This is a genomic window from Janthinobacterium sp. DSP2-3-3 (assembly GCF_049897325.1).
Taxonomy (GTDB): Bacteria; Pseudomonadota; Gammaproteobacteria; order Burkholderiales; family Burkholderiaceae_D; genus Janthinobacterium.
The window spans coordinates 340,946-367,297 of record NZ_JAFCWA010000003.1 but is presented as its reverse complement, the minus strand read 5'-3'; the positions used below and the strand labels follow the sequence as shown (position 1 = coordinate 367,297).

At 61.5% G+C, this 26,352-nt stretch carries 22 protein-coding genes; 14 read left to right on the top strand and 8 right to left on the bottom strand.

The genetic code is table 11. From position 1 onward, the window contains the following. From ACP7DE_RS08420 to ACP7DE_RS08405, 4 genes are read right to left on the bottom strand one after another with little or no spacing between them, the layout of a single operon-like run. A complete protein-coding gene (locus ACP7DE_RS08420) occupies positions 1-2,172 on the bottom strand; it encodes a phospholipase effector Tle1 domain-containing protein (RefSeq protein WP_426071663.1) in 2,172 nt (723 codons plus the stop codon). Between the two features lie 4 nt (positions 2,173-2,176). Further along, positions 2,177-2,641 carry a DUF3304 domain-containing protein gene (locus tag ACP7DE_RS08415; RefSeq protein WP_426071662.1) on the bottom strand — a complete coding sequence of 155 codons (465 nt, stop codon included), beginning with the start codon at positions 2,639-2,641 and terminating at the stop codon, positions 2,177-2,179. Positions 2,642-2,682: 41 nt separating this feature from the next. Continuing rightward, complete coding sequence (locus ACP7DE_RS08410) at positions 2,683-3,612, bottom strand: DUF4123 domain-containing protein (RefSeq protein WP_426071661.1); 930 nt, start codon at positions 3,610-3,612, stop codon at positions 2,683-2,685. A 12-nt stretch (positions 3,613-3,624) separates the two neighbouring features. Next, complete coding sequence (locus ACP7DE_RS08405; RefSeq protein ID WP_426071660.1) at positions 3,625-6,426, bottom strand: type VI secretion system Vgr family protein; 2,802 nt, start codon at positions 6,424-6,426, stop codon at positions 3,625-3,627. Between the two features lie 207 nt (positions 6,427-6,633). On the opposite strand from ACP7DE_RS08405, the gene tal reads away from it, so the two are divergent. The 3 genes from tal to ACP7DE_RS08390 all read left to right on the top strand — a co-directional run bounded on the left by tal (position 6,634) and on the right by ACP7DE_RS08390 (position 10,916). After that, positions 6,634-7,569 carry a transaldolase gene (gene tal, locus ACP7DE_RS08400; protein WP_426071659.1) on the top strand — a complete coding sequence of 312 codons (936 nt, stop codon included), beginning with the start codon at positions 6,634-6,636 and terminating at the stop codon, positions 7,567-7,569. 289 nt (positions 7,570-7,858) lie between these two features. Then, a complete protein-coding gene (locus ACP7DE_RS08395) occupies positions 7,859-9,580 on the top strand; it encodes a methyl-accepting chemotaxis protein (RefSeq protein WP_426071658.1) in 1,722 nt (573 codons plus the stop codon). 130 nt (positions 9,581-9,710) lie between these two features. Further along, complete coding sequence (locus ACP7DE_RS08390; protein ID WP_426071657.1) at positions 9,711-10,916, top strand: tetratricopeptide repeat protein; 1,206 nt, start codon at positions 9,711-9,713, stop codon at positions 10,914-10,916. A gap of 19 nt (positions 10,917-10,935) precedes the next feature. On the opposite strand, the gene hemW is transcribed toward ACP7DE_RS08390, so the two are convergent. The 3 genes from hemW to rph all read right to left on the bottom strand — a co-directional run bounded on the left by hemW (position 10,936) and on the right by rph (position 13,667). Next, positions 10,936-12,210 (bottom strand): radical SAM family heme chaperone HemW, encoded by a 1,275-nt coding sequence (gene hemW / locus ACP7DE_RS08385; protein ID WP_426071656.1) that lies wholly within the window; start codon positions 12,208-12,210, stop codon positions 10,936-10,938. Continuing rightward, a complete protein-coding gene (gene rdgB / locus ACP7DE_RS08380) occupies positions 12,207-12,800 on the bottom strand; it encodes an RdgB/HAM1 family non-canonical purine NTP pyrophosphatase (protein ID WP_426071655.1) in 594 nt (197 codons plus the stop codon). The genes hemW and rdgB overlap by 4 nt, the downstream gene beginning before the upstream one ends. 138 nt (positions 12,801-12,938) lie before the next feature. Continuing rightward, positions 12,939-13,667, bottom strand: coding sequence for a ribonuclease PH (gene rph / locus ACP7DE_RS08375; RefSeq protein ID WP_426071654.1), 729 nt, complete (start codon positions 13,665-13,667; stop codon positions 12,939-12,941). A 301-nt stretch (positions 13,668-13,968) separates the two neighbouring features. Here rph and ACP7DE_RS08370 point away from each other — a divergent pair, with 301 nt between their 5' ends. The 5 genes from ACP7DE_RS08370 to ACP7DE_RS08350 all read left to right on the top strand — a co-directional run bounded on the left by ACP7DE_RS08370 (position 13,969) and on the right by ACP7DE_RS08350 (position 18,584). Next, positions 13,969-14,859: a YicC/YloC family endoribonuclease gene (locus ACP7DE_RS08370; RefSeq protein WP_426071653.1), complete on the top strand. Its 891-nt coding sequence runs from the start codon at positions 13,969-13,971 to the stop codon at positions 14,857-14,859. A gap of 3 nt (positions 14,860-14,862) precedes the next feature. Further along, a complete protein-coding gene (locus ACP7DE_RS08365; protein ID WP_426071652.1) occupies positions 14,863-15,189 on the top strand; it encodes a hypothetical protein in 327 nt (108 codons plus the stop codon). 136 nt (positions 15,190-15,325) lie between these two features. Then, entirely contained in the window at positions 15,326-15,964 is a 639-nt protein-coding gene (gmk, locus tag ACP7DE_RS08360; RefSeq protein ID WP_099762610.1) for a guanylate kinase, read from the top strand. A 53-nt stretch (positions 15,965-16,017) separates the two neighbouring features. Continuing rightward, complete coding sequence (gene rpoZ, locus ACP7DE_RS08355; protein ID WP_010400723.1) at positions 16,018-16,221, top strand: DNA-directed RNA polymerase subunit omega; 204 nt, start codon at positions 16,018-16,020, stop codon at positions 16,219-16,221. Positions 16,222-16,304: 83 nt separating this feature from the next. Beyond that, positions 16,305-18,584, top strand: a complete 2,280-nt coding sequence (locus ACP7DE_RS08350; protein ID WP_426071651.1) for a RelA/SpoT family protein — start codon at positions 16,305-16,307, stop codon at positions 18,582-18,584. Positions 18,585-18,641: 57 nt separating this feature from the next. Here ACP7DE_RS08350 and greB read toward each other — a convergent pair whose 3' ends face one another. Next, entirely contained in the window at positions 18,642-19,208 is a 567-nt protein-coding gene (greB, locus tag ACP7DE_RS08345) for a transcription elongation factor GreB (protein WP_426071650.1), read from the bottom strand. 115 nt (positions 19,209-19,323) lie between these two features. On the opposite strand from greB, the gene ACP7DE_RS08340 reads away from it, so the two are divergent. From ACP7DE_RS08340 to ACP7DE_RS08315, 6 genes are all read left to right on the top strand, one after another. Beyond that, the gene (locus tag ACP7DE_RS08340) at positions 19,324-19,911 is read left to right on the top strand and encodes a hypothetical protein (protein ID WP_426071649.1); all 588 of its coding nucleotides are present in this window, start codon (positions 19,324-19,326) and stop codon (positions 19,909-19,911) included. A 17-nt stretch (positions 19,912-19,928) separates the two neighbouring features. Continuing rightward, positions 19,929-21,431 (top strand): histidine kinase, encoded by a 1,503-nt coding sequence (locus ACP7DE_RS08335; RefSeq protein ID WP_426071648.1) that lies wholly within the window; start codon positions 19,929-19,931, stop codon positions 21,429-21,431. Between the two features lie 30 nt (positions 21,432-21,461). Beyond that, positions 21,462-22,109 carry a response regulator gene (locus ACP7DE_RS08330; RefSeq protein ID WP_034753998.1) on the top strand — a complete coding sequence of 216 codons (648 nt, stop codon included), beginning with the start codon at positions 21,462-21,464 and terminating at the stop codon, positions 22,107-22,109. 201 nt (positions 22,110-22,310) lie between these two features. Continuing rightward, complete coding sequence (locus ACP7DE_RS08325) at positions 22,311-23,882, top strand: GGDEF domain-containing protein (protein WP_426071777.1); 1,572 nt, start codon at positions 22,311-22,313, stop codon at positions 23,880-23,882. 340 nt (positions 23,883-24,222) lie between these two features. Further along, positions 24,223-25,713 carry a flagellin gene (locus tag ACP7DE_RS08320; RefSeq protein WP_426071647.1) on the top strand — a complete coding sequence of 497 codons (1,491 nt, stop codon included), beginning with the start codon at positions 24,223-24,225 and terminating at the stop codon, positions 25,711-25,713. A gap of 84 nt (positions 25,714-25,797) precedes the next feature. Further along, positions 25,798-26,169: a flagellar protein FlaG gene (locus tag ACP7DE_RS08315; protein ID WP_426071646.1), complete on the top strand. Its 372-nt coding sequence runs from the start codon at positions 25,798-25,800 to the stop codon at positions 26,167-26,169. Positions 26,170-26,352: the final 183 nt, after the last annotated feature.

The window sequence follows — 26,352 nt, the reverse complement described above, 5'->3', positions numbered from 1 at the left end:
CTATGCGAGCGCCTCGATCCGCGTTGCGTAGCGCTGCTGCGCCAGGTAAATCTCTTCATCGGCTTTGGCCTGCGCAATATCCTGTACCAAGTTTTCGCTCCACACGAATTCTTCGGGTGCTTCTTTCGCCCTGATGCCGGCCGTCGGCATGCGTTGCAGTTCCTTCTCGTGCACGCTTTTCCTAAAGAAGCCGCTTTGCGGATAGTAGCCACGGCGCAGGATATAACCACCGCCCTCGCGCCGCGTATAGGTTTGCGTGGTAATCGCCCCGCTGCGCATGTCGGCGCTGTCGGCATCTGTGCGGATCGGATAGGGGGTGCCATACTGCGCTTCCTTGACCAGTGCTTCCTCTTCCGGCGTTAATGCTTCGCCATTCTTCTGTTTCAGTTGCGCGGCTTCCGTTTTACGGTTGAGCTCATACGCGCGTTTATAAAAGCCGTCTTTAGGCGGTTTATTGGCGAACGAGGCGATCTTGGCCCGCTTATCGTATTCCGTCACTTCGCCCGCCATATAAAAGCCGGCCAGCGAATCGTGTACATAGTCGTCAAAAAAACGCATCACTTCGGGTGGCAGCGGTTCGGGGTGATCGAATATGTCGAGCGCCCATGCTTCCCATTTATCCAGGTATATATGATTTTGAGCCCGATAAAATTGCCAGTGATTGATGCGCTTGCTATCCTGCGCGATGAACGGTTGCCCCTCATCGCCATGAAGGAAAGCTTTGCGCGCGCGCAGCGCTTCCAGATCGCCTGCCAGCAAGCGGTTGTAGGAACCCAGATCCTCCCGCTCCTGCGCGCTGGCCGCCTTGAAGCTGGTCGTGGCTTCCAGGGTCTTAACGCGCACGGCGCGCCAGCGGTAATACAGTTGCATATGCTTGCTCAGCAAGTCGCCTTGCTTGGCAAGCTCGGCGGTATACGCTTCCCATGCCTTGGCAAGCTCTTGACTGACCAGGAAATCCTCCTGATCGCGAAGTTCCAGTTCGCTGAACGGTATCAAGGGTACGCCCTTGAGGCGCGCCTCCTTGAACATATGCGCCAGCGGGATTTGCGACAGCAAGGCCGCTTGTCCGCCGCGGCCCTTTCCTTGCTCGCCCGGACCATAGCCGCCTCCCACGTCGGAGTGTACGCCAGGAAAATACACTTCCTCGATTTTCCCCGTCAGGCGCGTGACGGGAAAATTCATGCGCTGTTCATGCGCGGCAATACTATGCAAGCCAGCCTTGACGCAAAGAGGCAGTGGCTTGAGCAATTCATTAGCCCAGGCCCAATGGCCATCGAACATCGCGCCAGGCGCAATCGTGGTTTTCGCGACAGACGCCGAGCTGCCCACAGTTGCCACCGTGTCAAAGACGCCAAGAAAATCGATGCTGGCGAGGATGCCGGCAAACTCCTGCACCTCACCTTCGCGTGGCGTGAGCAAATCGGCAAACAGCTGGCAAAACGCCACCGCCTCGGCAGCGCCACGCGAAAAACCGAACACCGACAAGGTCAGCGATGGAATATGCGGCTTGGGTTGTGCCGCCATCGCGGCTTTAAGTTTTTCAATATGCTCAGCGAACCACTCCGAGTGGGTCATGAAGCGCTCCCTGCCGGTTGAGGGATGCGCTACCTTTTCGTGGCCTACGGCATTATCATAGGTACGGGAAAGTTCACCGGCCTTATCTGATTCATATAATGGCGTGTCACTTCCATATATCACTCGATGAATTGCATTTAAAACTTGCAATAACCCCCATATAATTCGCGCCTGCCCTCCTTTGGCAAAAGCTTTACCCTCATCCGATTCAGTTAATTCGCCTATCTCCTTAAATGGCGTTCCCACGCCAGGAATATAATATGAGAAATATCCATTTTTTGTTTTATCACCAGGATATGCCGAAAATAAACGCGCCACATTACTATGACTGGCTTCATTGGAGTCTATCACAACATTATTTATAGGGGTAGGCTTCTTCGTTCTCGGATCGAGCACGCCTGTCCTAACCCCATTCCTATCGCGCTCCAGGTTATTATTGGTTCCATCAAAGAAAATTCCAACCCTCACTGGAATATTACATGGAGCGTTATCTTTATTATCACATGTCTCCTTCGCAATTTTGGATTGCTCTCGCGTCGATAGTTTTAGAAAAAAATCGACGGGAAACGGCGCAGAGGTGGGAGTTTTGCTAATCATAATATCAAGGGATATTGGCAGGTTTTCCGGAATGAAGAATAGGATGAATTTTGCTAGGCCCTCCGGCATTTGACACAACCACTCTCACCTCGTCATTCTCAAAAAAATGCATATAAATATCTCCCGGCCTATCATATTTTTCCACTTCCACCATTTTTTCTTTGATAACGTCGGTACGCCCTTCAGGCATATTCCAACGCACCAAGACTTTCATTCCCGGATACCACACTCGAGGAATGGATGCGCAGCAAATATTGGCAAGTCCCGCCCCCCATCTGGCCATATTCCCCCCTCCGGCCCCATCAACCGATGCGGAATAAATATATTTTCCCGTATGATTGACAATACCCACCTGCGCCGTCGCGGTAGGACTTGGGCCTGCTTCCTTAACCTGCCTGGCCTTGAGGGCGCAGCCGCTCAGCAGCAAGACACTAAACAAGGCACTACCAAGATAAATAATCCATTTCATAATTTCCCCTTTATTAAAAGTAAGCAGTTGAAGGAACAAGGCTAGGCAGCCGAGCGCGCCTGCCAGAAATCGTCGGGCAGCGTGTCGAGTTCGGACAGGTAATTCGCACCCTGGCGCGTGCGCCGCAACAGGCTGGCCATCGCAGGATGCAAGGTAAAGTCATCGGCCAGCATCAAGGCCAGGGCGCTGAAATGCTGACGCTGGCCCGCCGCCTCGATGCCGCTGGCGCTTGCCACAAGCAAATGACGCGCCACGCGCGCGTGACACTCGGCCGGGGTGCCGGAATGAAACAGGTCCGGCTGCACATCATGCAGATTGGCCAGGATGGCGTCGGCCTCGGCGATATCCACCAAGGCGGCAAAGGCGGTGTCGCTGAGGGGGAATTTGTCAAACTCCGCCGGGACAGGCCTAGGCTGCGCCTCGCCCTGCCAACTGATCAGGGAGCCATCGCGCCGCAGCGACCACCAGCGGTAGATGGGGCTCAGCAAATGCGCAGACTGCGTTTCAGTCAAGGCTGCCAGCAAGGCCGGCAATGTGCGGCTATCGGCCCAGCGCACGGGCCATTCGACGGTATCTGGCGTAATGGCAATCAAATAGGGGCGCAGATGCTGCTCCAGCTGGTCGATATTTAGCGTGCTGGCGATGATGCTGAGCATGGGCTTGCCTGCGCACAGCGAAAACAGGCGCTGCAGCCACTCGGCCTGCTCGCTGCTTGTCAATGGCGCCGCCATTAAATGCGGTGCGGCACTCTTGAAATTTTGCAGCGAGGTGTGCGCATACAGCGACTGGCGCCGCAAGCGGCTCGGGTAGCGGCGGGTGAAAAACTCCTCATCGCAGGCGCCGTCCAGCAGCGCCAGCAAGTGCAAGGGCTGGCCGCCGTTCGCCACCGCCGCCTCCGCGCGCAAGGCCTGCAGTTGCTGTGCAATCAGCACTGGAACTTCTGGGTCGGGAACATCGATGGCAAAGTACATCAGGGCTCCTTTCTAGGCTGCCGTGGGCGCGACAAATGGGCTACCGCTACGCAACGCTGCCAGCAGACACGCTTTGCAGACGCTGGCAGGCAGCGCCGGCAACGGATAAGCCAGCCGTGTCGGCCCGATAAAACTCTTCTTGCCGGCATGCACCGTGATCTTGCCCGGGCACTGGATCGTGATATTGCCGCCCTCAATGGTGATATTCGCCCCGCCCGCCGTCGACAGGCGGATGCTTTTCGCCGCCGCCCAGTCGATGTGCGCGTTGGCGCTGATGACGTTGACCTCTTCGCGCGCCTGCACCTTGAGCACGTCGGCCTGCGCCTGCAGGTCGATGGCCTGTTTGGCGGCGATCAGTTGCAGGCCGATATTGTTCTCGCCCGCCTTGACCACGCCGGCCAGCACTCCGATGGCTTGGCCGCTATGCACGCGCAGTTTTCCGCCGCTGCTGAACTGGGTATCTTGGCCGCTCATCATGGTGACGGTTTCGCCATTGGCCAGTTGCAGGTCTTGCCCCGCGATCACGCCCAGTCCGGCCCTGGCGGCAATCGCGATGATGGCATCCTTTGTTTGCGGCAACTGGTCGTGCATGCCGGAAACGCTGGCCAGCATCGCCTTGAGTGGCGCGGCCTTGTCGTCGAGCTCGCTGGCGTCCGGCGCGCTGGCGCCGATGTGGCTGGCGTACGTCACCGTTTGATGCGTCTTGGCGGCAGTGTTGAATGTTTCGCCCAGCAGCACCGCCTGTTTCAACAATGCCATGCCGCCGGCGTTGTCGCCGGCCGGATCGCGTTGCGCGGCGTCGTGCCTGAGCACATAGCTGCTCACCAGCAAGCCCGCCTTGGCGCGCACCGCGCCATACGCATCGGTGCGCAACTCCGCACCGGCGCCGCGCAGGCTGCCGCGATAATTGTCGGCGCCATGGATCAGGTGGCCCAGGTTCAGTTCGCTGGCCGCATGGCTGCTTTTCAGTTGCACCCGGCCCTGGCTGTCGGTGTCGTCGAACAGCAACTGGTTATAGCCCGCCGCGCTGCCCGCCTTGCCGAACTCCTTGCTGCGGATGCCCCATTGCGCTGCGCCATTGCGGTGCGCCGCGCTGGCACCTGCGGCGCCATGCCACAGCGGACTGTTGCCGCCCGCCACATTGCCCTGGCCCGCGATGGCGTGGTCATGCGCCGGCTGGAACACGCCGGCATCGTTTTGATCACGCACAATGCCACCCGGGGTTGGTTTGGTGCCGCCCTCGCCCTGCCCGTTGTACAGCGCGCCGACGATGACGGGCCGGTCGATATCGTTTTCCAGAAATTGCACCAGCACTTCCTGGCCGATACGCGGCAGGAACTGGCTGCCCATGCCGCCGCCGGCCGCACGCTGCGCCACGCGTACCCAGCAGGTCGCGCCGGTCTCTTGCTGCCAGTGAAAGCGGATGCGCACCCGGCCCAGCTTGTCGCAATAGATTTCATCGGCGCCGCTGGCCACGTCATTGCCGTCGGCGCCCACGACGATGGCGCTCTGGCTGCCCAGGGCGGTCGGCGTGGCGTGCTGGCGCGCATCATTGTCATCGTGCACCGGACGCCACGGCGTGCTTGCGGTGATCATCTCGATGCAGTTGGCATAACCGCTGGCTTGCGCCTGGGCAAGCGCGGCGGCGAAATCGGGAAACCCTGCGCCCCACTCTGCCACGCTTTCTTCCAGCAATTCCGCTATCGGGCCGAACAATTCCGCCAATCCCTCCAAGGCCGGCGCCGGCAGGTTGTTGACGCCGATGCTGGCCACGCGCAGCACGATATACTCGGGTGCGGCACCATCGGCTGGCTGCAACGGTCCCTGCGTCAGGGTAAAGCGCGTGCCCGCGCGCAAGGTGCGCACGGTCGAACGCGCCTGCCACTGCTGGGCGCGCGCTTCATGGGCCTGCATCTGCAACCGCGCGTAGCGCTGCGCCTGGGCGCCATTGGCATACCAGTACTGGCCCGGCGTATCGTAGCTTTCCAGCAGCGGCGCGTTCTTGCCGCCGAGAACCATATTCGTCGGCACGCTGGCTGCGACCGCCTTCTTGGCCTTGTAATCGTAACTGAGCACGCTACTCAGCCCGACGTGCAGGCTGCGCCGCGCGCTCAAGGCTTGCACGCTGTCGCCCAGCTCGCCGACGCGCGCGCCATGAAAGCGGATGCCGCTGCCTTGCACGCTGCTGGCGTCCTCGGGCGTGGCACAAGCCTGGCTGCTGTCGGCAAAGACAATCAGCGTCTGATCGTCAAACCGCCAGGCCAGCCCTTCTTCGGTCAGTAGGCGGCGCACGAAATCGAAATCCGATTCGCGGTACTGGCAGCAATAGCTGCGTTCGCCCGCTTCCTGCATGCACGACGCGACCTCGTCGCTCCAGCGCCACAGCGCGTGCGGCGCATACGCCTGCAATACCGCGTCGACGATGGCTGTCACGGTTTTGTCTTGCCAGACGCGGCTGTTACGCACTTGCGTCAGCAGCCACAGCCACGGCGTGATGCGCAGCCGGTAGCGCGCCAGTCCGCCATTGCTGCCGAGCATGGCTGCGGCGCTGATGTAGCCGGAAAACTGGGTGCGCGTGCCGTCTGCCAGGCTGATATGCAGGCTGGCAGGCTGGCCCAGCAGGGATGCCAGCGCAACATGGGCGCTGGTGGACAGGGCGATAATCTCGCGCGCGCCGATGGTTTGCAGTGCCTCGTCGGCCGCAAAGGCCTCGACCAGCAAGCCGCTGTCCTGGCCATCGGCGCCGATGGACAATGCATACAGGCGTGTCGCGCCATTGAAGGCGGCCACTGCGCTAACGATATCTTGTGTCAAAAGATGCTCTTCATCTGGAGTGTGGCATCGCACATTGCTTATAAAAACAATGTGCAAAATAAACAAGTCCAGGCAATTATGCGCGAGTTCTTAAAAAAGCAAGATTCAATTGAGCAAGTAGTGCGCGGGGAAGACAATAGTCGGTGCTTCGTGCAATGGATTCGGTACAATACTCCGGCAAGCCCTTTCACTCTTTCCTGTGCAGCCATGAACCAACTCGAACAACTGAAGCAATTTACTACCGTGGTGGCCGACACTGGCGACTTCCAATCGATTCAGGCCTACACGCCGCGCGACGCGACGACGAATCCTTCGCTGATCCTGAAGGCCGTGCAGAAGGATGAATACAAGCCGCTGCTGGAAAAGGCCGTGCGCGACCATCCGAACGCCTCCACCGCCGAAATCATCGACCGCCTGCTGATCGCGTTTGGCGTGGAAATCCTGCAAACCATCCCCGGCCGCGTTTCCACCGAGGTCGATGCGCGCCTGTCGTTCGACACGCAAGGCACGGTGGCCAAGGGCCGCGACTTGATCGCCCTGTATTCGAACGCGGGCATTGCCCGCGAGCGCGTGCTGATCAAGATCGCCTCCACCTGGGAAGGCATCCGCGCCGCCGCCATCCTGGAAAAGGAAGGCATCCGCTGCAACATGACCCTGCTGTTCTCGCTGGCGCAGGCCATCGCCTGCGCCGAAGCGGGCGCGCAGCTGATTTCTCCGTTCGTCGGCCGCATCTACGACTGGTACAAGAAATCGACGGGCATCGATTACATGGGCGCGGAAGACCCGGGCGTGCAATCGGTCCGGCGCATCTACAATTACTACCGCAAGTTCGGCTACAAGACCGAGGTGATGGGCGCCAGCTTCCGCAACACCTCGCAAATCCTCGAACTGGCCGGCTGCGACCTGCTCACCATCAGTCCCGACCTGCTACAAAAGCTGGCCGACAGCGAGGCGCCGGTGGAGCGCAAGCTGAGCGCCGAAGCGGCGCCATCGACCAACATTGTGCACATGTCGCTCAACGAAGAAGCCTTCCGCTTCATGATGAATGAAGACGCGATGGCGACGGAAAAACTGGCAGAAGGCATCCGCGCCTTCTGCGTCGATTCCGGCAAGCTGAAACAGATGATCGCGGCGCTGCGTTAATCGCTGACTCTCCCCGCAAAAAAGCGGCGTCCGTGCAGTGCACGGCGCCGCTTTTTGCATTGCATCGCGGCCGGGAGCAATGGCGCTACAATAAACCACCGCCACCCGCCACCCACGCATGTTGCTTGCTTCGTCCGCCATCACCATGCGCCGGGCGGGCGATCTGTGGCACGGGCGTGGCTGCAACAGTCAGCAAGACAGGCAGTTTTTTCACTTACCTCTTGGTCACTTCTCAGTGCATACTATGTCGCACAGGCAACCTTAATCCCTTTGCGACAGGAGTTCGACCATGCATGCCCTCTCCCACCTTCGTATCGGCACGCGCCTGGCTGCAGGCTTCGCGCTGGTGCTGCTGCTGTCCGTGATCTCCACCTCGTATGCGCTGTACAGCGCCCGCGTAAATGCCGAAGCGACCCGGCAAATGATGGAAAAACCGCTGGCCAAGGAACGCCTGGTATCGGACTGGTATGTGCTGATTTACTCGGCCATCGCGCGCACCTCGATGATCGCCAAAAGCACGGATGAAACCCTGTCGAGCGTGTTTGCCGACACCATCGCCGACAGCACCAAGCAAGGCAGCGAACTGCTGAAGAAAATCGAAGCGCTGCTCGACAGCGACGAGGAAAAAAGCATTTTCAAGGCCTCCATCGCCGAGCGCGTCAAATACCAGGATGCCAAGACCCTGGTGATGAATGCGCGCAAGGCCGGCAATGCGGCGCAGGCGGAAAGTACCTACCGCGACAGCTTCGCGCCGGCCGCCACCAATTACCAGAACAACGTCAAGGCCCTGCTGGCGCAGCAGCGCAAAGCCATCGACGCCACGGCGCAAGCGATCGAAGCGGCCAACGGGCGCAGCTTCACCCTGCTGCTGACCCTGTGCGCGCTAGTGGTGGCGCTGGGCAGCATCTGCGCCTGGCTGATCACGCGCTCGATCACCGCGCCCCTGCAGGCGGCCGTGAAGGTGGCCGAGACGGTCGCTGCGGGCGACTTGCGCACGCATTTCGGCACGGCGGCCAGCGATGAAATCGGCGACTTGATGCGCGCGCTGCACGGCATGAACGAGGCACTGCGCAAGGTGGTGTCGGAAGTGCAGACGGGCACCAACGCCATCGCCACGGCATCGGGTGAAATCGCCGCCGGCAACCAGGATTTGTCGGCGCGCACGGAGCAGCAAGCGAGTTCACTGGAAGAGACGGCATCGTCGATGGAAGAATTGACCAGCACCGTGAAGCAGAATGCGGACAATGCGCGCCAGGCCAACCAGATGGCGGTCGCCGCTTCGGGTGTGGCCGAACGGGGCGGCAGCATCGTCAGCCAGGTGGTCGACACCATGGGTGCCATCGACACGGCGTCGACGAAAATCGTCGACATCATCGGCGTCATCGACGGCATCGCCTTCCAGACGAATATCCTGGCATTGAACGCGGCCGTCGAAGCGGCGCGCGCCGGCGAACAGGGGCGCGGCTTTGCCGTCGTCGCCACGGAAGTACGCAGCCTGGCACAACGCTCGGCGGCGGCGGCGCGCGAAATCAAGACCCTGATCGGCGACTCGGTGGAGCAAGTCAACAACGGCACGCGGCTGGTGCAGCGGGCTGGCAGCACCATGAGCGAAGTGGTCGACAGCGTGCGCCGCGTCACCGACATCATGGCCGAGATCACTGCCGCCAGCGCCGAGCAAAGCTTGGGCATCGACCAAGTCAACCAGGCCATCGCGCAGATGGACCAGGTGACGCAGCAAAATGCGGCCCTGGTGGAAGAAGCGGCGGCAGCCGCCGAAAGCATGCAGGACCAGGCCGCGCGCCTGGCGCAAGTGGCAGCCGGCTTCCAGCTCGACCACATGGCCACGGCGGCGCCGGTACGCACGGCGCGGCCGGTGGCCACCCAACTGGCCAAACCAGCGGCCAGGAGCGCCACAGCGGCCAGGCAGCCGACAATCGCGGCCAGGCGCGCGGCTCCTGCACGCAAGCCCCAGGCACAGGTGGCTGGCGAGCAGGACTGGGAAGAATTTTAAGGCTGGCAACCGGGCCAGTCAAAAGGGTTTGACAGCGCCGTGGCGCGCGAGGATACTTGTTTCAGGTGGCATGGCGCGCCACCGGCAGCACTACGTGTTGCGCCTGACATGGTTCTGCGGGAGCACGAACATGAAATGTATCCGCGGTATCCGCGGTATCGGCGGCATCAGCGAACAGATGCGCCTGGGCTTGCTGTACCCCTTGCTGCTGTGTGCCGCCCTTGCCGGTTGCGCCACGCCGCCCGCCACCCCGCCTCCGCCCAACCTGTTCAACGATGCCAGCTTTGCCGCGCCAACTGTGCCGGTCGACCCGCAGCAGGCGTTTGCCATGAGCGACGCCATGCGGCACTACGTGCGTGTCGATATCGCGCGCGAGGGGCGCGGCAAGAATCCCCGCCGCGCCCTCGCCGATGCCCTGCGCAACCGGGAAGGGCTGCAGCTGGAATATGATGCCGCCATGACGCGCACGGCGGCGCAGGCGTTCGACGCGCGCAGCGGCAATTGCCTGTCCCTGGTGCTGATGACGGCCGCACTGGCCAAGGAAATGGGAGTCGATGTGCACTACCAGCTGGTCCTGGGAGAAGAAAGCTGGAGCCGCAGCGGCGGCATGTATTTCGTCGCCGGCCACGTCAATCTCGCACTGGAACGGCGCCCCCTCAGCAATGTGGTCGGCTACGACGCCGACGCCATCCTGCTCATCGACTTCCTGCCAGGCGAAGACCTCACCGGCCAGCGCACGCAACAAATCGGCGAGGCCACCATCCTGGCCATGTACCTCAACAATCGCGCCGCCGAAACCATGACCAGCGGCGAGCTCGATCAAGCCTACTGGTATGCCCGCGCCGCCATCCTGCAAGACCCCACGTTTGCGGGCGCCTTCAATACCCTGGGCATCATCCAGCTGCGTCACGGCGACATCGAGCCGGCGCGGCGCACGCTCGCCTATGCACTGGAACGCTCGCCATCGAACACCGTGCTGCTGTCCAATCTGGCGCAGGCACTCGACGGCCTGGGACGCACGGACGAAGCGCAACTGCTGCGGCGCAAATTGCTGGCCCTGCAGCCAGAACCGCCCTTCCACTTTTTCAACCTGGGCCAGCGCGCCATGGAAACCGCCGACTACCAGGAAGCGGCACGCCTGTTCAAGCGCGAGATCGCGCGCGACCCTTACTATCATGAATTCCACTTCTGGCTGGCGCAGGCCTATGCGCGCATGGGCCAGCTGGCACAGGCGGGCAGGCAACTGGAACTGGCGATGGAGAACAGCACCACGCGCAGCGAGCACGGGCTGTACGCGGCCAAGCTGCAGCGCCTGCGCGCCGCCACGGCGCATTAGCAGTCCTCATTAAACGCTGTCAGTCTTCCAGGAACATCTGCTGCAGGTCATTCAGGAAGCGCAATCCCAGTTCCGTCGGGCGGATGACCTGGTGGTCGCGGTACAGCAAGCCTTTCGCTTCGGCCGCATTCAGCGGCTGCTCGATGGCGTTGATGGCCAGACCAGTGCGCTCGGCGAACAGGTTGGGCGAAAAGCCCTGCGTCAGGCGCAGGGTATTGAGCATGAATTCAAAACCCATTTCCTCGCGCGCCAGTTCGCGCTCTTCCTGCACCGGGTTACCGGCAACGACCGCGTCCATGTAGGCACGCGGCTGCTTGTAGCGGGCCTGGCGCAGCACGCGGTGCGGGAACGAGATCTTCGAATGCGCGCCTGCGCCTATGCCCAGGTAGTCGCCGAACTCCCAGTAATTGCGGTTGTGCTTTGCCTGACGGCCCGGCTGCGCATAGGCCGACACTTCGTAGCGGCCATAACCGGCCTGCGCCGCGCGCGCGGCCACCATGTCGGCGATGTCGGCGCTCTCGTCGTCGTCCGGCAGCACCGGCGGATACTTGGCAAACAGGGTGTTCGGTTCGAGCGTCAGGTGGTACAGCGACAGGTGCGGCGGCGCAAACGACAGCGCCGTTTCCAGGTCTTGCTGCGCTTCGGCCAGGGTTTGCGTGGGCAGCGCGTACATCAGGTCGAGATTGAAATTGTCGAAGTTGGCGTGTGCGATCTCCACCGCGCGGCGCGCTTCATTGTCGTCATGGATGCGCCCCAGCGCCTGCAGATGGCGGCCATTGAAGCTCTGGATGCCAATCGACAGGCGGTTGACGCCGCTGGCCCGGTAAGACTTGAATTTTTCCGCTTCAAAGGTGCCCGGATTGGCTTCCATGGTGATTTCGCAATCGGGCTCCAAGGGCAGCAAGGTGCGCACGTCCGACATCAGGCGGTCCAGCCCTGCCGCCGACATCAGGCTGGGCGTGCCGCCGCCGATGAAGATGGTGTGGATCTTGCGGCCCCAGATCAGCGGCAGCGCCATTTCCAGGTCCAGCCGCAGCGCGGCCAGATATTCCTCTTCCGGCAAGTCGCCGCGCACCTCGTGCGAGTTGAAATCGCAATACGGGCATTTTTTCACGCACCACGGAAAATGGATGTACAGCGACAGCGGCGGCAAGGCCGTCAGATTCAGCGCGCCCGGCTGCAGGTATTTCAGCGCTGCCCCGGCCGCGCCGGAAATGCCTTCCTGCGGCGCGGGTGAAGCTCTGGGCTTCGCTGCTGATTTGGCAACGGCGCCCACCAGTTTGATCGGGATCATCGCAGGGTCCGCAGCTTGTCGGCCAGCACGCGCAGGGCCTGGCCACGGTGCGACAGCGCGTTCTTTTCATCGGACGTCAGTTCGGCCGCACACTTGCCCAGCGCCGGAAGGTAGAAATGCGGATCATAGCCAAAACCGCCCTGGCCGCGCGGCGTGGCAATCATCTCTCCATTCCAGCGTCCGTCGGCGATCACCGGTTGCGGGTCGTCGGCATGGCGCACGTACACCAGCACGCAGTAGTAATACGCGGACTTGTCGGCATGCGCTTTCAGGTCGGCGATTAGCTTGGCACTGTTGGCCGCGTCCGATTTCGGCTCACCGGCATAGCGGGCCGAATATACGCCCGGTGCGCCACCGAGCGCATTGACGCACACGCCCGAATCGTCGGCCAGCGCCGGCAAGCCCGTCAGGCGCGACGCATGGCGCGCCTTTTGCAAGGCGTTTTCAACGAAGGTGTGGAATGGTTCGTCGCTTTCCGGCACGGCGTACTCGCCCTGAGCGTGGACGGAAAAACCGATGGTCGAGAGCAGCTCGTTGAATTCCTTGAGCTTGCCGGCGTTGTTGGAGGCGAGGATGAGGCGTTGGGTCATGTCAGTAGTCCGGTGGAAGTGCCGACATTGTAAACCTTTTGCGCTCCCCTCACCTTGGCCGATTGCCGCGCTCAACGGCGGCAACTGTGGGCTTTTTGCCCGGCGCGGCGGGCGACAGGATGTAAATCCAGGTAAAGATTACAGTCCGAGCGCCTGCTTCTGCAGGGTGATCAGGTCCGCAATCCCACCCTGCGCCAGGTCCAGCAAGCGGTTCATGCCGGCGCGGTCGAAGGCGGCGCCTTCGGCCGTGCCCTGCACTTCGATGAAGTGGCCCGCTTCCGTCATCACGACGTTCATGTCCGTGTCGCAGCCCGAATCTTCCACATAGTCCAAGTCCAGCACTGGCATGCCCTGGTAGACACCCACCGAGATGGCGGCGACAAAGCTTTTCACGGGGATGGCGGCAATCGCGCCGCGCGCCTGCAGCTGGGAAAACGCGTCATACGCGGCTACCATGGCGCCCGTGATCGAAGCCGTGCGGGTGCCGCCGTCGGCCTGGATCACATCGCAATCGAGGTGCAAGGTGCGTTCGCCGAAGGCTTGCAGATCAAAGGCGGCGCGCAGTGAACGGCCGATCAGGCGCTGGATTTCCTGCGTGCGGCCGGACTGCTTGCCACGCGCCGCTTCGCGGTCCATGCGCGTGTGCGTCGAACGGGGCAGCATGCCGTACTCGGCCGTCAACCAGCCCTGGCCCTTGCCTTTCAGGAAACCCGGCACCTTGTCTTCGATGCTGGCGGTGCAGATGACCTTGGTGTCGCCGCACTCGATCAGTACCGAGCCTTCGGCATGCTTGGTGTACTGGCGGGTGATGCGGATGGCGCGCAGCGCATCGACGGCGCGGCCGCTCGGGCGGGATTCGAATGTCATGGGATGTCCTGTGTGATTGGGGTTGCGGCAGCGATTCTACCACCGCGCGCATGTCTATTTGCAGTCATGCAACAGCGCAGGGCGCAATGGCGGACGGCGCGCACATGATCCCTACAATCCCGCCCCGCCAAACACAATTTTCTTTACAATGCCGTAAAACGCACACTATTCAGCAATTTTCAGGCCATCGTGCACTTCGGTCCTGTTTTGCAGCGCCGGCGGTATTGCCTGCGCTGGCTGATTAAGTGTATAAGTGACTGTATATAAGACCAAATCGGGGAATCCTTTGAGCATTTCAAGCATGACAGGCTACGCGGTTGCCACCAGCGAAGGTGCTGCAGGCACACTGACAATTGAAATCAAGAGCGTCAACTCGCGCTTTCTCGACCTGCAATTCCGTATCAACGACGATCTGCGGGCGCTGGAGCCTGACTTGCGCGCCGCCGTCATGTCCGCCATCACGCGTGGCAAAGTCGAGGTACGCCTGAGCTTTGGCCGCAAGGCCGCGACGGCCGGCACGCAGGCGTTGAACCTGCCCCTGCTGGCCGAACTGGCACGCCTGCAAAACGAAGTGGGCCAGCATTTTGTCTCCGCCCCCGTCATGACGGTGGCCGAACTGCTGCGCTGGCCGGGCATCATCGAAGAAGCGCAAGTGGGACAAGAGTCCTTGCAGGCTGACGTGGGCGCGTTGACCAAACGCACCGTGGCTGCCTTCGTCGACAGCCGCAAGCGCGAAGGCGCGGCACTCGAAGCGGTGCTGGTATCGCGCATCGAGGCGATGGAAGCCATCGTCAAGCGCATCACGCCATTGATTCCGCAGGTAGTGGCGGCCTTCCAGCAAAAAGCCATCGAGCGCATGCAGGATGCGCTGGGCCTGGCCAGCCAGGGCTCGAATTCGGCCCTGTCGCGCCAGGACGCCATGGAGCGCATCCGCCAGGAAGTCATCTTGTACGGTATCCGCATCGACGTCTCGGAAGAACTGGCGCGCCTGTCGGCCCATCTGGGCGAAACGCGCCACATCCTCGCCAAGGGCGGGCAAGTGGGCAAGCGCCTCGACTTCATGATGCAGGAACTGAATCGCGAAGCCAACACGCTGGGCGCCAAGGCTTCCGTCAAGGAACTGGCCGACGCCTCGATGGACTTGAAGCTGCTGATCGAGCAGATGCGCGAACAAGTGCAAAACCTGGAATAAACCATGGCCGCGCCACGCACATGGAGACTCGTCGGCACCGCCCTCGTGCTGATGGCGGCAGGTGCGCAAGCACAAACGGCGCAACAGCCATCGCCGTACGCGATCGAAGGCTGTGCGTCAGGCTGCTTCATGCTCAAGGAGCGCGGCGCCGCCATCTACACGGGTGCCGATGCCGCCTCCTACCGTATCTGCTCGCGCAGCAGCCTGGGCGCGGAAGTATCCGTCGACAGCGCCGTCGTGCGCCTCAGCAACCGCGACTGCACTGATGTGAATGGACGGGCCATCGTGCTGATTGCGGGCGAAATCGCACTGGGCCGGCTGCCCCGCTGAGGCAGGCCCGGGAAGTTTGTTTTTTGTCATGCCCCCAGCAGGGACTGGCTCACCGCCTTGCCTCTTGGTAAAATACCGGATTGGGCGCCGCTTGCGCAGGCATCGGCGCCAACAACACGATTATTGAAAGATCCGCATGAGCCACCCTACCGCCTTCTCCGGCAGCCTGTTCGTGGTCGCCGCGCCATCGGGCGCCGGCAAATCGACACTGGTCAATGCATTGCTGGCGCAAGAGCCCGGCATCAAATTGTCGATCTCGACCACCACGCGCGCGCCCCGACCGGGCGAGCAGCACGGCCGCGAGTACTATTTCACGACAGCGGAAGACTTTGTCGCGCGCGCCGACCAGGGCGAATTCCTGGAATGGGCGGAAGTGCATGGCAATTACTATGGCACCTCGCGCATCATGGTGGAACAGCAAATGCTGGCCGGCACCGACATCCTGCTGGAAATCGACTGGCAGGGCGCGCGCCAGGTGCGCAAGCAATTCCCCCGCGCAGCCGGCATTTTCATCCTGCCGCCATCGATCGATGCGCTGGAAGAGCGCCTGAACAAGCGCGGCCAGGACGAGCAGCACGTGATCACGCGCCGCCTGCTGGCGGCCGGCGGCGAAATCGCACACGCTCCCGAGTTCGAGTATGTTATTATCAATGAAGAGTTTACGGTCGCTTTGTCCGAACTGAGCGCGATCGTGAGAGCGGCCCGTTGCCGGTTTGCGCAACAAGCGGCCCGCAACGCATCGCTATTCGCCCAGCTGGGCCTGCACGCAGAATAATCGTCTCTGCACGCCAGTTCACACAGCGCCACGCACCACTATTAGGAGTTACTATGGCCCGTATCACCATCGAAGATTGCCTGAAACAGATCCCTAACCGCTTTCAGCTGACCCTGGCTGCAACTTACCGCGCACGTCAGTTGTTGCAAGGCCACACCCCTAAGGTGGAAGCCAAGGACAAGCCTACCGTGGTCGCGTTGCGTGAAATCGCTGCCGGTAAAGTCGGTATCGAAATGCTGAAAAAGGTCCCGATGTAAGTGGGAACCCCGCGTGCCGGAACAGTGCTGACCCCTGGTTCTACCGTATCCTTTATTCACACTGTAAAGCAACGCGACGTTTTATGAGTCTGACCCCAGCCGACACGACTTCTGCAGCACTGCCGCCCCTGGCCTCGCGCCAGGCGGCAAAACCACAGGGTGCATCAGCACCCGGTGTCGGCACGTCCGGTAGCGGCACCTCCGCAGCGCCGGCGTCCGCCTTGGGCGTGGCCTCCGTCAGCCACCTGGCCGACAAGCTGGCCGAATACCTGTCTCCCGCCGACCTGAAAAAAGTCAAGGAAGCCTACCGCTTCTCCGACGAAATGCACCTGGGCCAGATGCGCCGCTCGGGCGAGCCGTATATCTCGCACCCGATCGCCGTCGCTGAAATCTGCGCCGACTGGAAACTCGACGCGCAAGCCATCATGGCCGCCCTGCTGCACGACGTGATGGAAGACCAGGACGTCAAGAAGGACGAATTGATCGAGCGCTTCGGCGCACCGGTGGCGCACCTGGTCGACGGCCTCTCGAAGTTGGAAAAGATCGAATTCCAGAGCCAGATCGAAGCGCAGGCGGAAAACTTCCGCAAGATGCTGCTGGCCATGGCCTCCGACGTGCGCGTGATCCTGATCAAGCTGGCCGACCGCCTGCACAATATGCGCACGCTGGACTTCATGACAGCGGCCAAAAAACGCCGCATCGCCAGCGAGACCATGGAAGTGTACGTGCCGATCGCACACCGCCTCGGCCTGAACAATATTTACCACGAGCTGCAAGACCTGTCGTTCTCACACCTGTACCCGATGCGCTACCGCACCCTGGCGAAAGCCGTCAAGGCGGCGCGCGGCAACCGGCGCGAAGTGGTCAACAAGATCATGGAAGCGGTGAAAAGCACCCTGTCCATGGCCGAACTCGAGGCCGACGTCACGGGCCGCGAAAAGACCCTGTACGACATCTATAAAAAGATGCGCAGCAAGCATTTGTCGTTCTCGCAAGTGCTGGACGTGTACGGTTTCCGCGTGGTGGTGAGTAGTTTTGCTGATTGTTACGTGACCCTGGGCACCCTGCACAGCCTGTACAAGCCCATGCCGGGCAAGTTCAAGGATTACATCGCAATCCGCAAGCTGAACGGCTACCAGTCGCTACACACGACCGTCATCGGCCCCTACGGCACGCCTGTGGAATTCCAGATCCGCACGCAGGAAATGCACCGCACGGCCGAGTCCGGCGTGGCGGCGCACTGGCTGTACAAGAGTGGCGAATCGAACCCCTCCGACTTGCAGCAACGCACCCATGCGTGGCTGCAATCCCTGCTCGACATCCAGCAGCAGACGGGTGACTCGGCCGAATTCCTCGAACACGTCAAGGTCGACCTGTTCCCCGATTCCGTCTACGTATTTACGCCGAAGTCGAAGATCATCGCCCTGCCGCGCGGCGCCACGGCCATCGACTTCGCCTATTCGATCCATACGGGCATCGGCGACCAGACCGTGGCCGTCAAGATCAACAACGAAACCTCGCCGCTGCGCACCGAACTGCACAATGGCGACATCGTCGAAATCATCACCGATTCCTCGTCGCGCCCCAGCCCCACCTGGCTGTCGTTCGTGCGCACCGGCAAGGCCCGTTCGGCCATCCGCCACCATTTGCGCACGATCAACCTGCCTGAATCGATCGCCCTGGGCCAGCAATTGCTGTCGCAGGCGCTGCACACCCTGAACATCGACGCCGAACTGCCGGCGCCGCTGGTCGAGCGCCTGCTCAACGAATCGAGCGCCAATTCCATGGACGAGCTGTATGCGGACATCGGCATCGGCAAGCGCATGGCCACCCTGGTGGCGCGCCACATTTTTGGCCTGATCGGCGGCGAAGCGGCCAGCATGCCGGTAGAACACAACAGCGGCAGCGAACTCGACCCCGTCACCATCTGCGGCAGCGAAGGCGTTTCCGTGCAACTGGCGCCGTGCTGCTTGCCGATTCCCGGCGACCTGATCATCGGCCAGCTGCGCCGCGACCAGGGCTTGCTGGTGCATACCAGCGACTGCACGCAAGCCAAGCGCCAGCGCGCCAAGGAACCGGACCGCTGGATCGCCGTGCGCTGGGGAACCGAACTGAACCGCCGCTTCGACTGCCGCATCAAGGTATTGATCAACAGCGAACGGGGCATCCTGGCCAGAGTCGCCGCCGAAATCGGCGAATCCGATGCCAACATCATCTATGTGGGCATGGACGAAGACAAGGACAACGTCCTCGACCAGTTGCGCTTCACCGTGCAAGTCAAGGATCGCGTCCACCTGGCCGCCCTGCTGCGCAATGTGCGACGCGTCGCCGGGGTCAATAGAATATTGCGCGAGCGCAATTAAAAAAACGGCTGGCCAGATTACTCTGCCCAGCCGTTTTTTCATGCGCCGGACATCAGCTCAAGTTTCTCCCGGCGCCGGATATGTCACTTCCAGCAACTCCAGTTCTTGCTCGCCCTGCGGCGTGTTGAGGGTGATCACGTCGCCCTCGCGCGCCTTGGTGATGGTGCGGGCCATCGGCGAGATCCAGCTGATCTTGCCGTTCAGGGGATCGAACTCATCGATGCCGACGATGGTGATGGTGTGCGTTTCGCCGTCGCTGGTGCGGTAGGTCACCGTGGCGCCGAAAAACACCTGGTCGTTGCCATGGTGCACGCTGGGGTCGACGATGGCGGCCATATCCATGCGCTTGGTGAGGAAGCGGATGCGGCGGTCGATTTCCCGCAGGCGCCGCTTGCCGTAGATATAGTCGCCATTTTCCGAACGGTCGCCATTCGACGCCGCCCAATGCACGATACGCACCACTTCCGGACGGTCGACGTCGATCAGCTGCAGCAACTCTTCCTTGATGCGCTGGTAACCGGTCGGCGTGATGTAGTTCTTGGCGCCGGCGGGAATGGCCAGCGCCAGCGCGGCCGCTTCTTCATCGTCGTCGTTGTCGGATTCTTTTACAAAGGCTTTATTCATCTGCCTATTGTAGCCCCGCCAGCGCGCCGCAGGCACACCGGATGCGGGGGCAAACGGGCTTTTTTGACGTATCATCGTGGCTATCGCGGCAAACCTGCGCCGCACACGGAGACGGATGAAAAAATTCTACAGAGTCAGGCGCTGGCTGTTCGCGCCGCTGGTCTACCTGGCCGCCATCTTCCTGCTGATCGAGGAATGGCTGTGGGCGACTGGCGCGCGCATCATGCAAGTGGTGGCGCAATTTCCGCCCCTGCATGCACTGGAAGCGTGGATCAAGCGCCTGCCGCCGTACTGGGCGCTGGCCATCTTCGTGCTGCCGGCCGTGCTGCTGTTTCCCGTCAAGCTGCTGGCCCTTCTGGCGATCGCGCGCGGCCATGCATTTTCCGGCATCGGCGTGATCGTCATCGCCAAGCTGGGCGGCGCGGCCGCCGTGGCCCGCCTGTACAGCCTGACGCGCCCTACCCTGCTCAGTTTGCCGTGGTTCGCGCGCTGGCATGGCTGGTTCATGGACACCAAGGACCGCTGGATCGCCCGCCTGCGCGCCACGCGTCCGTGGCGCCGCGTCAGCCGCCTGTCGGCTGCGCTGGGCCGCGCCCGCCGCGCCTGGTGGCAGCGCTTGCGCAAGGGCACGCCTGGGCGTCATCATTCCCGCCCAGCCAGAGTGCTGCGCCGCTTCGCCGCCTTCTGGCGCGCCCGCCGCTGATGAGGAAAGGCCACTTCATGCACGACACTCCCCGGCTGGCTCCCGCCATGCGCGCGGCGGCGCCGGAAATCTACCTGTACGACGCGGCCAGCTTGCAATTGCTGGACGCCAACGATGCCGCCTGCGACAACTTGCAGTATGCACACAAGCAATTGTTGGCGATGACGCCCTTCACCCTGGCGCCGCAGCTCGACGCGCAGCAGCTGGCCGCCGTGCTGGCCGCCCTGGACGACAGCATCGGCGCGCAAGCGCTGCTGCATGTGCAGCAGCGCCGCCGCGATGGCAGCCTGTATTCGCTCAGCCTGCACCTGTCGCGCGCCAGCCGCCAGGGGCGCGCCCTGATCCTGGCCGAGGGCGAAGACTTGCGCACGCCGCAGGCGACGGCGGCCGCCCTGGCGCAGGTGCAGTCGCGCTTCAACGCCATCGTCTCGAATACGCCGGGCCTGGTGTACCAGTTCTGCCTGCATGCGGATGGACGGGCATCCTTTGCTTACCTGAGCGATGGCTGCCAAGCCCTGCTGGGGCTGAGTCCGGCACAGCTGCACGCGCGTCCGGAACTGTTCTACCAGCTGATCCTGGCCGACGACCGCGCCTCGTACCTCGAATCGATGCAGGCGTCGAAGTCCGCCTTGTGGAGCTGGAACTGGGAAGGCCGGATCTGGATCGATGCCTGGAAGGACGTTAAATGGATTAACCTACGCTCCACGCCGCGTGCGCTGGCCGATGGCACGGTGCAGTGGGAAGGCATCATGACAAATATCACCGAAAGCCGGCTCGAACAGATCGAAGTACGCCAGTCGCGCGCCCGCCTGGCCGAGCTGACGGCGCATATCGACAAGGTCAAGGAACACGAACGCACGCGTCTGGCGCGCGAACTGCACGATGACCTGGGCGGCAATTTGACGGCGATCAAGATGGCACTGGCCATGCTGGCGCGCCGCCTGCCCCCGGACGACCCGCTGCTGCAGGAAAAGGCCGACTATGTCGATGCCCTGGTCGACCGCAGCATCGACGCCGTGCACCGTATCTCGCTGGACTTGCGCCCCTCCATGCTGGACCTGGGGCTGGTTGCCGCACTGGACTGGCAGGTGAAGGAATTCGCGCGCCAGGCCGGCATCGAATGCCAGTTCATTTCTAACCGCCAGCATATCGAACTGGAGCTGGACTTGGCGACCAGCCTGTTCCGCATCGCCCAGGAGGCGCTGACGAATATCGCCAAACATGCGGGGGCAAGCAAGGTCAGCGTGCGCCTGGCCCGGCAGCGCCAGCATATCAGCCTGTTGATCGCCGACAATGGCGTCGGCATGCGCCTGTCCGACCGCGCCAAGCCGCAATCGTTCGGCATCCGCGGCATGGCCGAACGCGCCAGCGCGCTGGGCGGTACCCTGAGCCTGATGGATGGGCCCGATGGCGGCACCGTCCTGAGCATAAAAATCCGGCTGACCACAGCGCGAGAGGCGATAATAGCGGCTGCAGCCAGTGCGCCCGCGCACAGCGGGCCGCCGCCAGACACGGCCTAGTGGGTGAATTAGATAGGAAACAACGCAGTCATGAAAGAAAAAGCCACCATCCGGGTATTCATCGCCGACGATCACGCGATCGTGCGCGAGGGCTTGAAACAAATCCTCGCCGATACGAAGGACATCATCGTTGCCGGCGAGGCTGAAAATGGCCACGACGCCATCAAACTGTTTCGCGGCTCGAAATGCCAGGTGTTGCTGCTCGACATCTCCCTGCCCGACCGCAGCGGTATCGAGGTGCTCAAGCAGATCAAGAAGGAAAAGCCGGAACTGGCCGTGCTGATGCTCTCCATGCACCGCGAGGACCAGTACGCCATCCGTTCGCTCAAGGCGGGCGCGGCCGGCTACCTGACGAAACAGAGTGCGCCGCGCGAACTGGTGACGGCCATCCGCCAGGTGGCGCAAGGATTGAAATACATCAGCGCCTCGCTGGCGCAGGAACTGGCCAACACGGTCGGCGAAGACCACGAAACGGCCTTGCACGACACCTTGTCGGACCGCGAATACCAGACGCTGGTCATGATCGCCTCGGGCAAGGCGGTGGGCGCGATCGCCGAAGAGCTGAAATTATCCGTGAAAACCGTCAGCGAATACCGCGCCCGCTTGCTGGTCAAGATGAAACTCAAGAACAGCGCCGAACTGACGCATTACGCCATCCGTAACCAGCTGGTGGATTGACTGCAAAGCGGCATGCCCGCTGGCATCGAGCGAATTGACAGGACTTCTCCTTGCTTCTCGCACAATAAGTTCTTTGCCAACGCGCATATCATGGGGATAATAAGAAATATCTGAAAAGGCTGTGTCTACATGTCCAGTAAATTGCCATCTTCCCCAGCAAGCGCTCCCGCTGGCGCCACGAATACCGCCGCCGGTGCGGCGATGAATCCGGCCGATATCGCCCGCGAGGCGTTTCGCCGCCTGGCCACGCGCCGCATCGCCCCGACGCCAAGCGCCTACCGCGACATCTACAATGAAATTGCCGGCATCAGCGAACCGGAAGAGACGCCAGGTGCGCCTGCCGCGGTGCTGGCCGCCAGCGCCCCGGTAGACGGCGGCGCGGAAAACGTCCTGACGCAATTTGCCGCCAAGATGAGCGAATCGGCCGGCGAACTGGGCGACTTTGGCCGGCGCTTCCAGCGTGCACTGAAAGCGCGCGACTGGGACAGCTATGCGCGCACGCTGGCGCAACTGGCGGAAAAACAGGTCAAGAAAGGCGGCGGCATCGAATTGCCGCCCCTGCCGGATGGCGAACAGACACGCACCCTGCGTGAATTGCTCAGCCGCACCCTGGGCTTTGCCGTGGCCACCTTGCTGACGGGCACGCCCGCGCTGGTGGAAGAAGCTGAATCGCTGGGCGCGGCCATCAAGCTGGCGCATACGGAAGAGGCGCTGAACGAAGCGGCCCTGCGCCTGAAGCAGCTGTGCTACCAGATCGAACTCAAAAGCGGCGATACGGCCGAGCAGCAGGAATTGCTGCTGCGCCTGTTCAAGTTGTTGCTCGATAACGTCAACCAGTTGCTCGACGATGACAGCTGGCTGCGCGGCCAGGTCGATGCCGTACAAAACCTGATCGCCGGCCCGCTCGACCAACGCGCGCTGGAAGACGCCACGCGCAGCCTGAAGGAAGTCATCTACAAGCAAAGCCAGCTCAAGCACAGCCTGTCCGACGTCAAGCTGACGGTCAAGAACATGATGATGACCTTCATCGACCGCCTGGGGCAAGTGGCGGCCAGCACGGGCGACTTCCATGAAAAGATCGGCGGTTATTCGGAAAAGATCAGCCAGGCGGAAAACATCAGCGAACTGAACAGCGTTCTGGACGAAGTCTTGCGCGAAACGCGCATGGTGCAAAACGAAGCATTGCGCGCACGCGACAAGATGGTGCTGGCGCGCCAGGAAGTGCAAGATGCGGAACAGCGCATCCACACACTGGAAGCCAAGCTCCAGCATATGAGCGAACTGGTGCGGGAAGACCAGCTGACAGGCAGCCTGAACCGCCGTGGCCTGGACGATGTGTTCGAGCGCGAGACAGCCCGCTCCGACCGCCGCGGCACCCCACTGTGCATCGCCATGCTGGACCTGGACGATTTCAAGCGCCTGAACGACACGTATGGCCACCTGGCTGGCGATGCCGCCTTGAAACACCTGGTGAAAATCGTCAAGGAAACCCTGCGCTCGATGGATGTCATCGCCCGCTTCGGCGGCGAGGAATTCCTCATCCTGCTGCCGGAAACCACGGTCGAAGCGGCCTCGTCGACCATGACGCGATTGCAGCGCGAGCTGACCCGGCATTTCTTCCTGCACGACAACGAAAAAGTGCTGATCACCTTTTCCGCCGGCGTGGCCCTGCGCCTGCCCAACGAAGACCAAGCCGAACTGGTCAAGCGCGCCGACCGCGCCATGTACCAGGCCAAGCAAACGGGCAAGAACCGCGTGGTGGTGGCCGACTAAGCCCAAGCCGCTGCATGACATGCCGTCCCGCTGCCCAGCCGGACGGCATTTTTCATGGCAAAAACGATAACACCGTACTCCGTCCAGCGTTCCGATAGCATCCGAGCGATATAAAAATAAAACTATTTTTACCCTCAAGTTTCTCTAAATCATGTCGTCTAGCGCACGGCTAACGACAAACTGAAGGGCTAAAAATTAAAATTTAAAGCGCTTTTCGCCATAAATTTTCCCGCAGAGCAACCGTTACCCTAAATAACAGCGGCTTGATTGTCCCGGAACAGCGGGGCAGGCCAAAGTGACTAGCACATAGCGCAATGTAATACCTGTCTGGAGAATTATCATGGCTGCAGTAATTAACACCAACATCGCTTCCCTGAACTCGCAACGCAACCTGTCGACTTCGCAGTCGGCCTTGACCACCTCGCTGCAACGTCTGTCCTCAGGCATGCGCATCAACAGCGCCAAGGATGACGCTGCTGGCCTGGCGATTTCCGACCGTATGACGTCGCAAATCCGCGGCATGACCCAAGCGACCCGGAATGCCAACGACGGCGTTTCGCTGGCGCAAACGGCCGAGGGCGCGTTGTCCACCTCGGGCGACATCCTGCAACGCATCCGCGAATTGGCCGTGCAATCGTCGAACTCGACCAACACCGCCAGCGACCGCCAAGCCTTGCAAACAGAGGTAGGTCAACTTGGTTCGGAACTGAACCGCGTCGCCCAAACCACCCAGTTCAATGGTCAGAATTTGCTCGACGGCAGCATGGGCACCGCCAACTTCCAGGTCGGCGCGAACGCCAACCAATTGATCTCGGCTAGCGGCGCCAACTTCCTGACCAACACCTATGGCGACAACCGCGTAGAAAACGATGCTGTAGCCGTTATCGCTACCTCAAACGTGACTGCCGGTTCGGTCAAAGTGGACGGTTCGCTGGGCAGCGCGACAATTACCACGGCGACCACCGACACGGCGAAATCGATCGCCGCCAACGTCAACAAGGCAACGGCGAGCACCGGCGTCACGGCAACGGCAAAAACCGATATGTCGCTCAAGTTGGGCGCTTCGGAGTCGTATTCGTTCACGATCGCCTCGGACAATACGGCAGCAAACGCCACCACCGTGTCCTTCTCCATGGGCGGCGGCACCACGGCTAGCGATTATGCATCCGGTATCAATGCGATCAATGCCCAGACCTCCAAAACGGGTGTGACGGCACAATATGACGCCACGAATAGCGGCATCAAATTGACCAATGCCTCTGGCAATGATATCAGCCTCACCAATAGCAAAGCTGCTGGCAACACCGTCTTCGCCACGGCGACCTATAAAGTCGACACGCCAACAGTGAAAGACGCGCTGACGACCTCGTTCACGGGCTTGACTGCAACCGGCACCAGTGCGGTAGCAAACGGCCGCATTACGTTCGACTCGGAAAAAAGCTACCAAGTCACGGATACCACCTCGGGCCTGTTGCCAGCAGGTGCAGCTGGCGCCAAGGGCGCATCCGTCTTGAAAGACGTCGCATCGCTGGATGTGACCACCTTCGACGGCGCGCAACTGGCCCTGAAAATCGCCGACGCCGCGCTCGCTTCGGTGAACAGCCAACGCGCCCAGTACGGTGCTTTGCAATCGCGCTTCAGCTCGGCGATTTCCAACCTGCAATCGACCACGGAAAACCTGTCCGCATCGCGCAGCCGCATCGTCGATACCGACTTCGCTGCGGAAACGGCCAACATGACCCGCGGCCAGATCCTGCAACAAGCTGGTACGGCCATGCTGGCGCAAGCGAACTCGCTGCCAAACGGCGTCCTGAGCCTGCTGCGCGGCTAATCTCCGATTAGTCAGGCAACAGCGTAGGACTCTGATTCCCCTGCCGGATTTTTTCGGCAGGGGAATTTTCACTAGGAGAGCACCATGACTATCGACACGATAGCGGCCGCCTCCGCGGCCAGGATGGACAAGAGTTATGTGTCTGCGGACACACCGCCGGCGCGCCCGGCAACGCTACGGGCCGCTACGGAAAACGGCACGGTTACACCACAGCAAGCCAGCAAGGAGCCCAGCCGGGAGCAGCTGGACAAGGCGGTATCGGCGCTGAACCAATCGTCGCAAATGAAGACGCAAGGCCTGGAGTTTTCCATCGATGAAGACAGCCAGCGCACGGTGGTGAAGGTCATCGACCAGGAAACCAAGGAAGTACTGCGCCAGATACCCACCAGGGAAGCCATGGAACTGGCCAAGACCTTTGACTCGACCAAAGGCTCGCTGATCAGTCAAAGCGCATAGTGATGGCGTTGCACACCGACTTGCAACAGCGTGGCAGCACGCATTGGCACGACCACGGGGCACGATAGCTTGGCTATCCGGCCCCGTCTTTTCGTTGTAAATTCAGTAACAACCACCTTTCTCTCGCCCGATTTTCTGCTCCCGCTGAAAACAGCGCGGTAAATCCCCCTCTCAAGTCTTGAT

Bases quoted from the DNA above. Each gene is read 5' to 3' on its own strand.
- ACP7DE_RS08420 (WP_426071663.1), bottom strand. From the start codon at position 2,172: ATGATTAGCAAAACTCCCACCTCTGCGCCGTTTCCCGTCGATTTTTTT.
- ACP7DE_RS08415 (WP_426071662.1), bottom strand. From the start codon at position 2,641: ATGAAATGGATTATTTATCTTGGTAGTGCCTTGTTTAGTGTCTTGCTG.
- ACP7DE_RS08410 (WP_426071661.1), bottom strand. From the start codon at position 3,612: ATGTACTTTGCCATCGATGTTCCCGACCCAGAAGTTCCAGTGCTGATT.
- tal (WP_426071659.1), top strand. From the start codon at position 6,634: ATGAACCAACTCGAACAACTGAAGCAATTTACTACCGTGGTGGCCGAC.
- ACP7DE_RS08395 (WP_426071658.1), top strand. From the start codon at position 7,859: ATGCATGCCCTCTCCCACCTTCGTATCGGCACGCGCCTGGCTGCAGGC.
- ACP7DE_RS08390 (WP_426071657.1), top strand. From the start codon at position 9,711: ATGAAATGTATCCGCGGTATCCGCGGTATCGGCGGCATCAGCGAACAG.
- hemW (WP_426071656.1), bottom strand. From the start codon at position 12,210: ATGATCCCGATCAAACTGGTGGGCGCCGTTGCCAAATCAGCAGCGAAG.
- rdgB (WP_426071655.1), bottom strand. From the start codon at position 12,800: ATGACCCAACGCCTCATCCTCGCCTCCAACAACGCCGGCAAGCTCAAG.
- rph (WP_426071654.1), bottom strand. From the start codon at position 13,667: ATGACATTCGAATCCCGCCCGAGCGGCCGCGCCGTCGATGCGCTGCGC.
- ACP7DE_RS08370 (WP_426071653.1), top strand. From the start codon at position 13,969: ATGACAGGCTACGCGGTTGCCACCAGCGAAGGTGCTGCAGGCACACTG.
- ACP7DE_RS08365 (WP_426071652.1), top strand. From the start codon at position 14,863: ATGGCCGCGCCACGCACATGGAGACTCGTCGGCACCGCCCTCGTGCTG.
- gmk (WP_099762610.1), top strand. From the start codon at position 15,326: ATGAGCCACCCTACCGCCTTCTCCGGCAGCCTGTTCGTGGTCGCCGCG.
- rpoZ (WP_010400723.1), top strand. From the start codon at position 16,018: ATGGCCCGTATCACCATCGAAGATTGCCTGAAACAGATCCCTAACCGC.
- ACP7DE_RS08350 (WP_426071651.1), top strand. From the start codon at position 16,305: ATGAGTCTGACCCCAGCCGACACGACTTCTGCAGCACTGCCGCCCCTG.
- greB (WP_426071650.1), bottom strand. From the start codon at position 19,208: ATGAATAAAGCCTTTGTAAAAGAATCCGACAACGACGACGATGAAGAA.
- ACP7DE_RS08340 (WP_426071649.1), top strand. From the start codon at position 19,324: ATGAAAAAATTCTACAGAGTCAGGCGCTGGCTGTTCGCGCCGCTGGTC.
- ACP7DE_RS08335 (WP_426071648.1), top strand. From the start codon at position 19,929: ATGCACGACACTCCCCGGCTGGCTCCCGCCATGCGCGCGGCGGCGCCG.
- ACP7DE_RS08330 (WP_034753998.1), top strand. From the start codon at position 21,462: ATGAAAGAAAAAGCCACCATCCGGGTATTCATCGCCGACGATCACGCG.
- ACP7DE_RS08325 (WP_426071777.1), top strand. From the start codon at position 22,311: ATGAATCCGGCCGATATCGCCCGCGAGGCGTTTCGCCGCCTGGCCACG.
- ACP7DE_RS08320 (WP_426071647.1), top strand. From the start codon at position 24,223: ATGGCTGCAGTAATTAACACCAACATCGCTTCCCTGAACTCGCAACGC.
- ACP7DE_RS08315 (WP_426071646.1), top strand. From the start codon at position 25,798: ATGACTATCGACACGATAGCGGCCGCCTCCGCGGCCAGGATGGACAAG.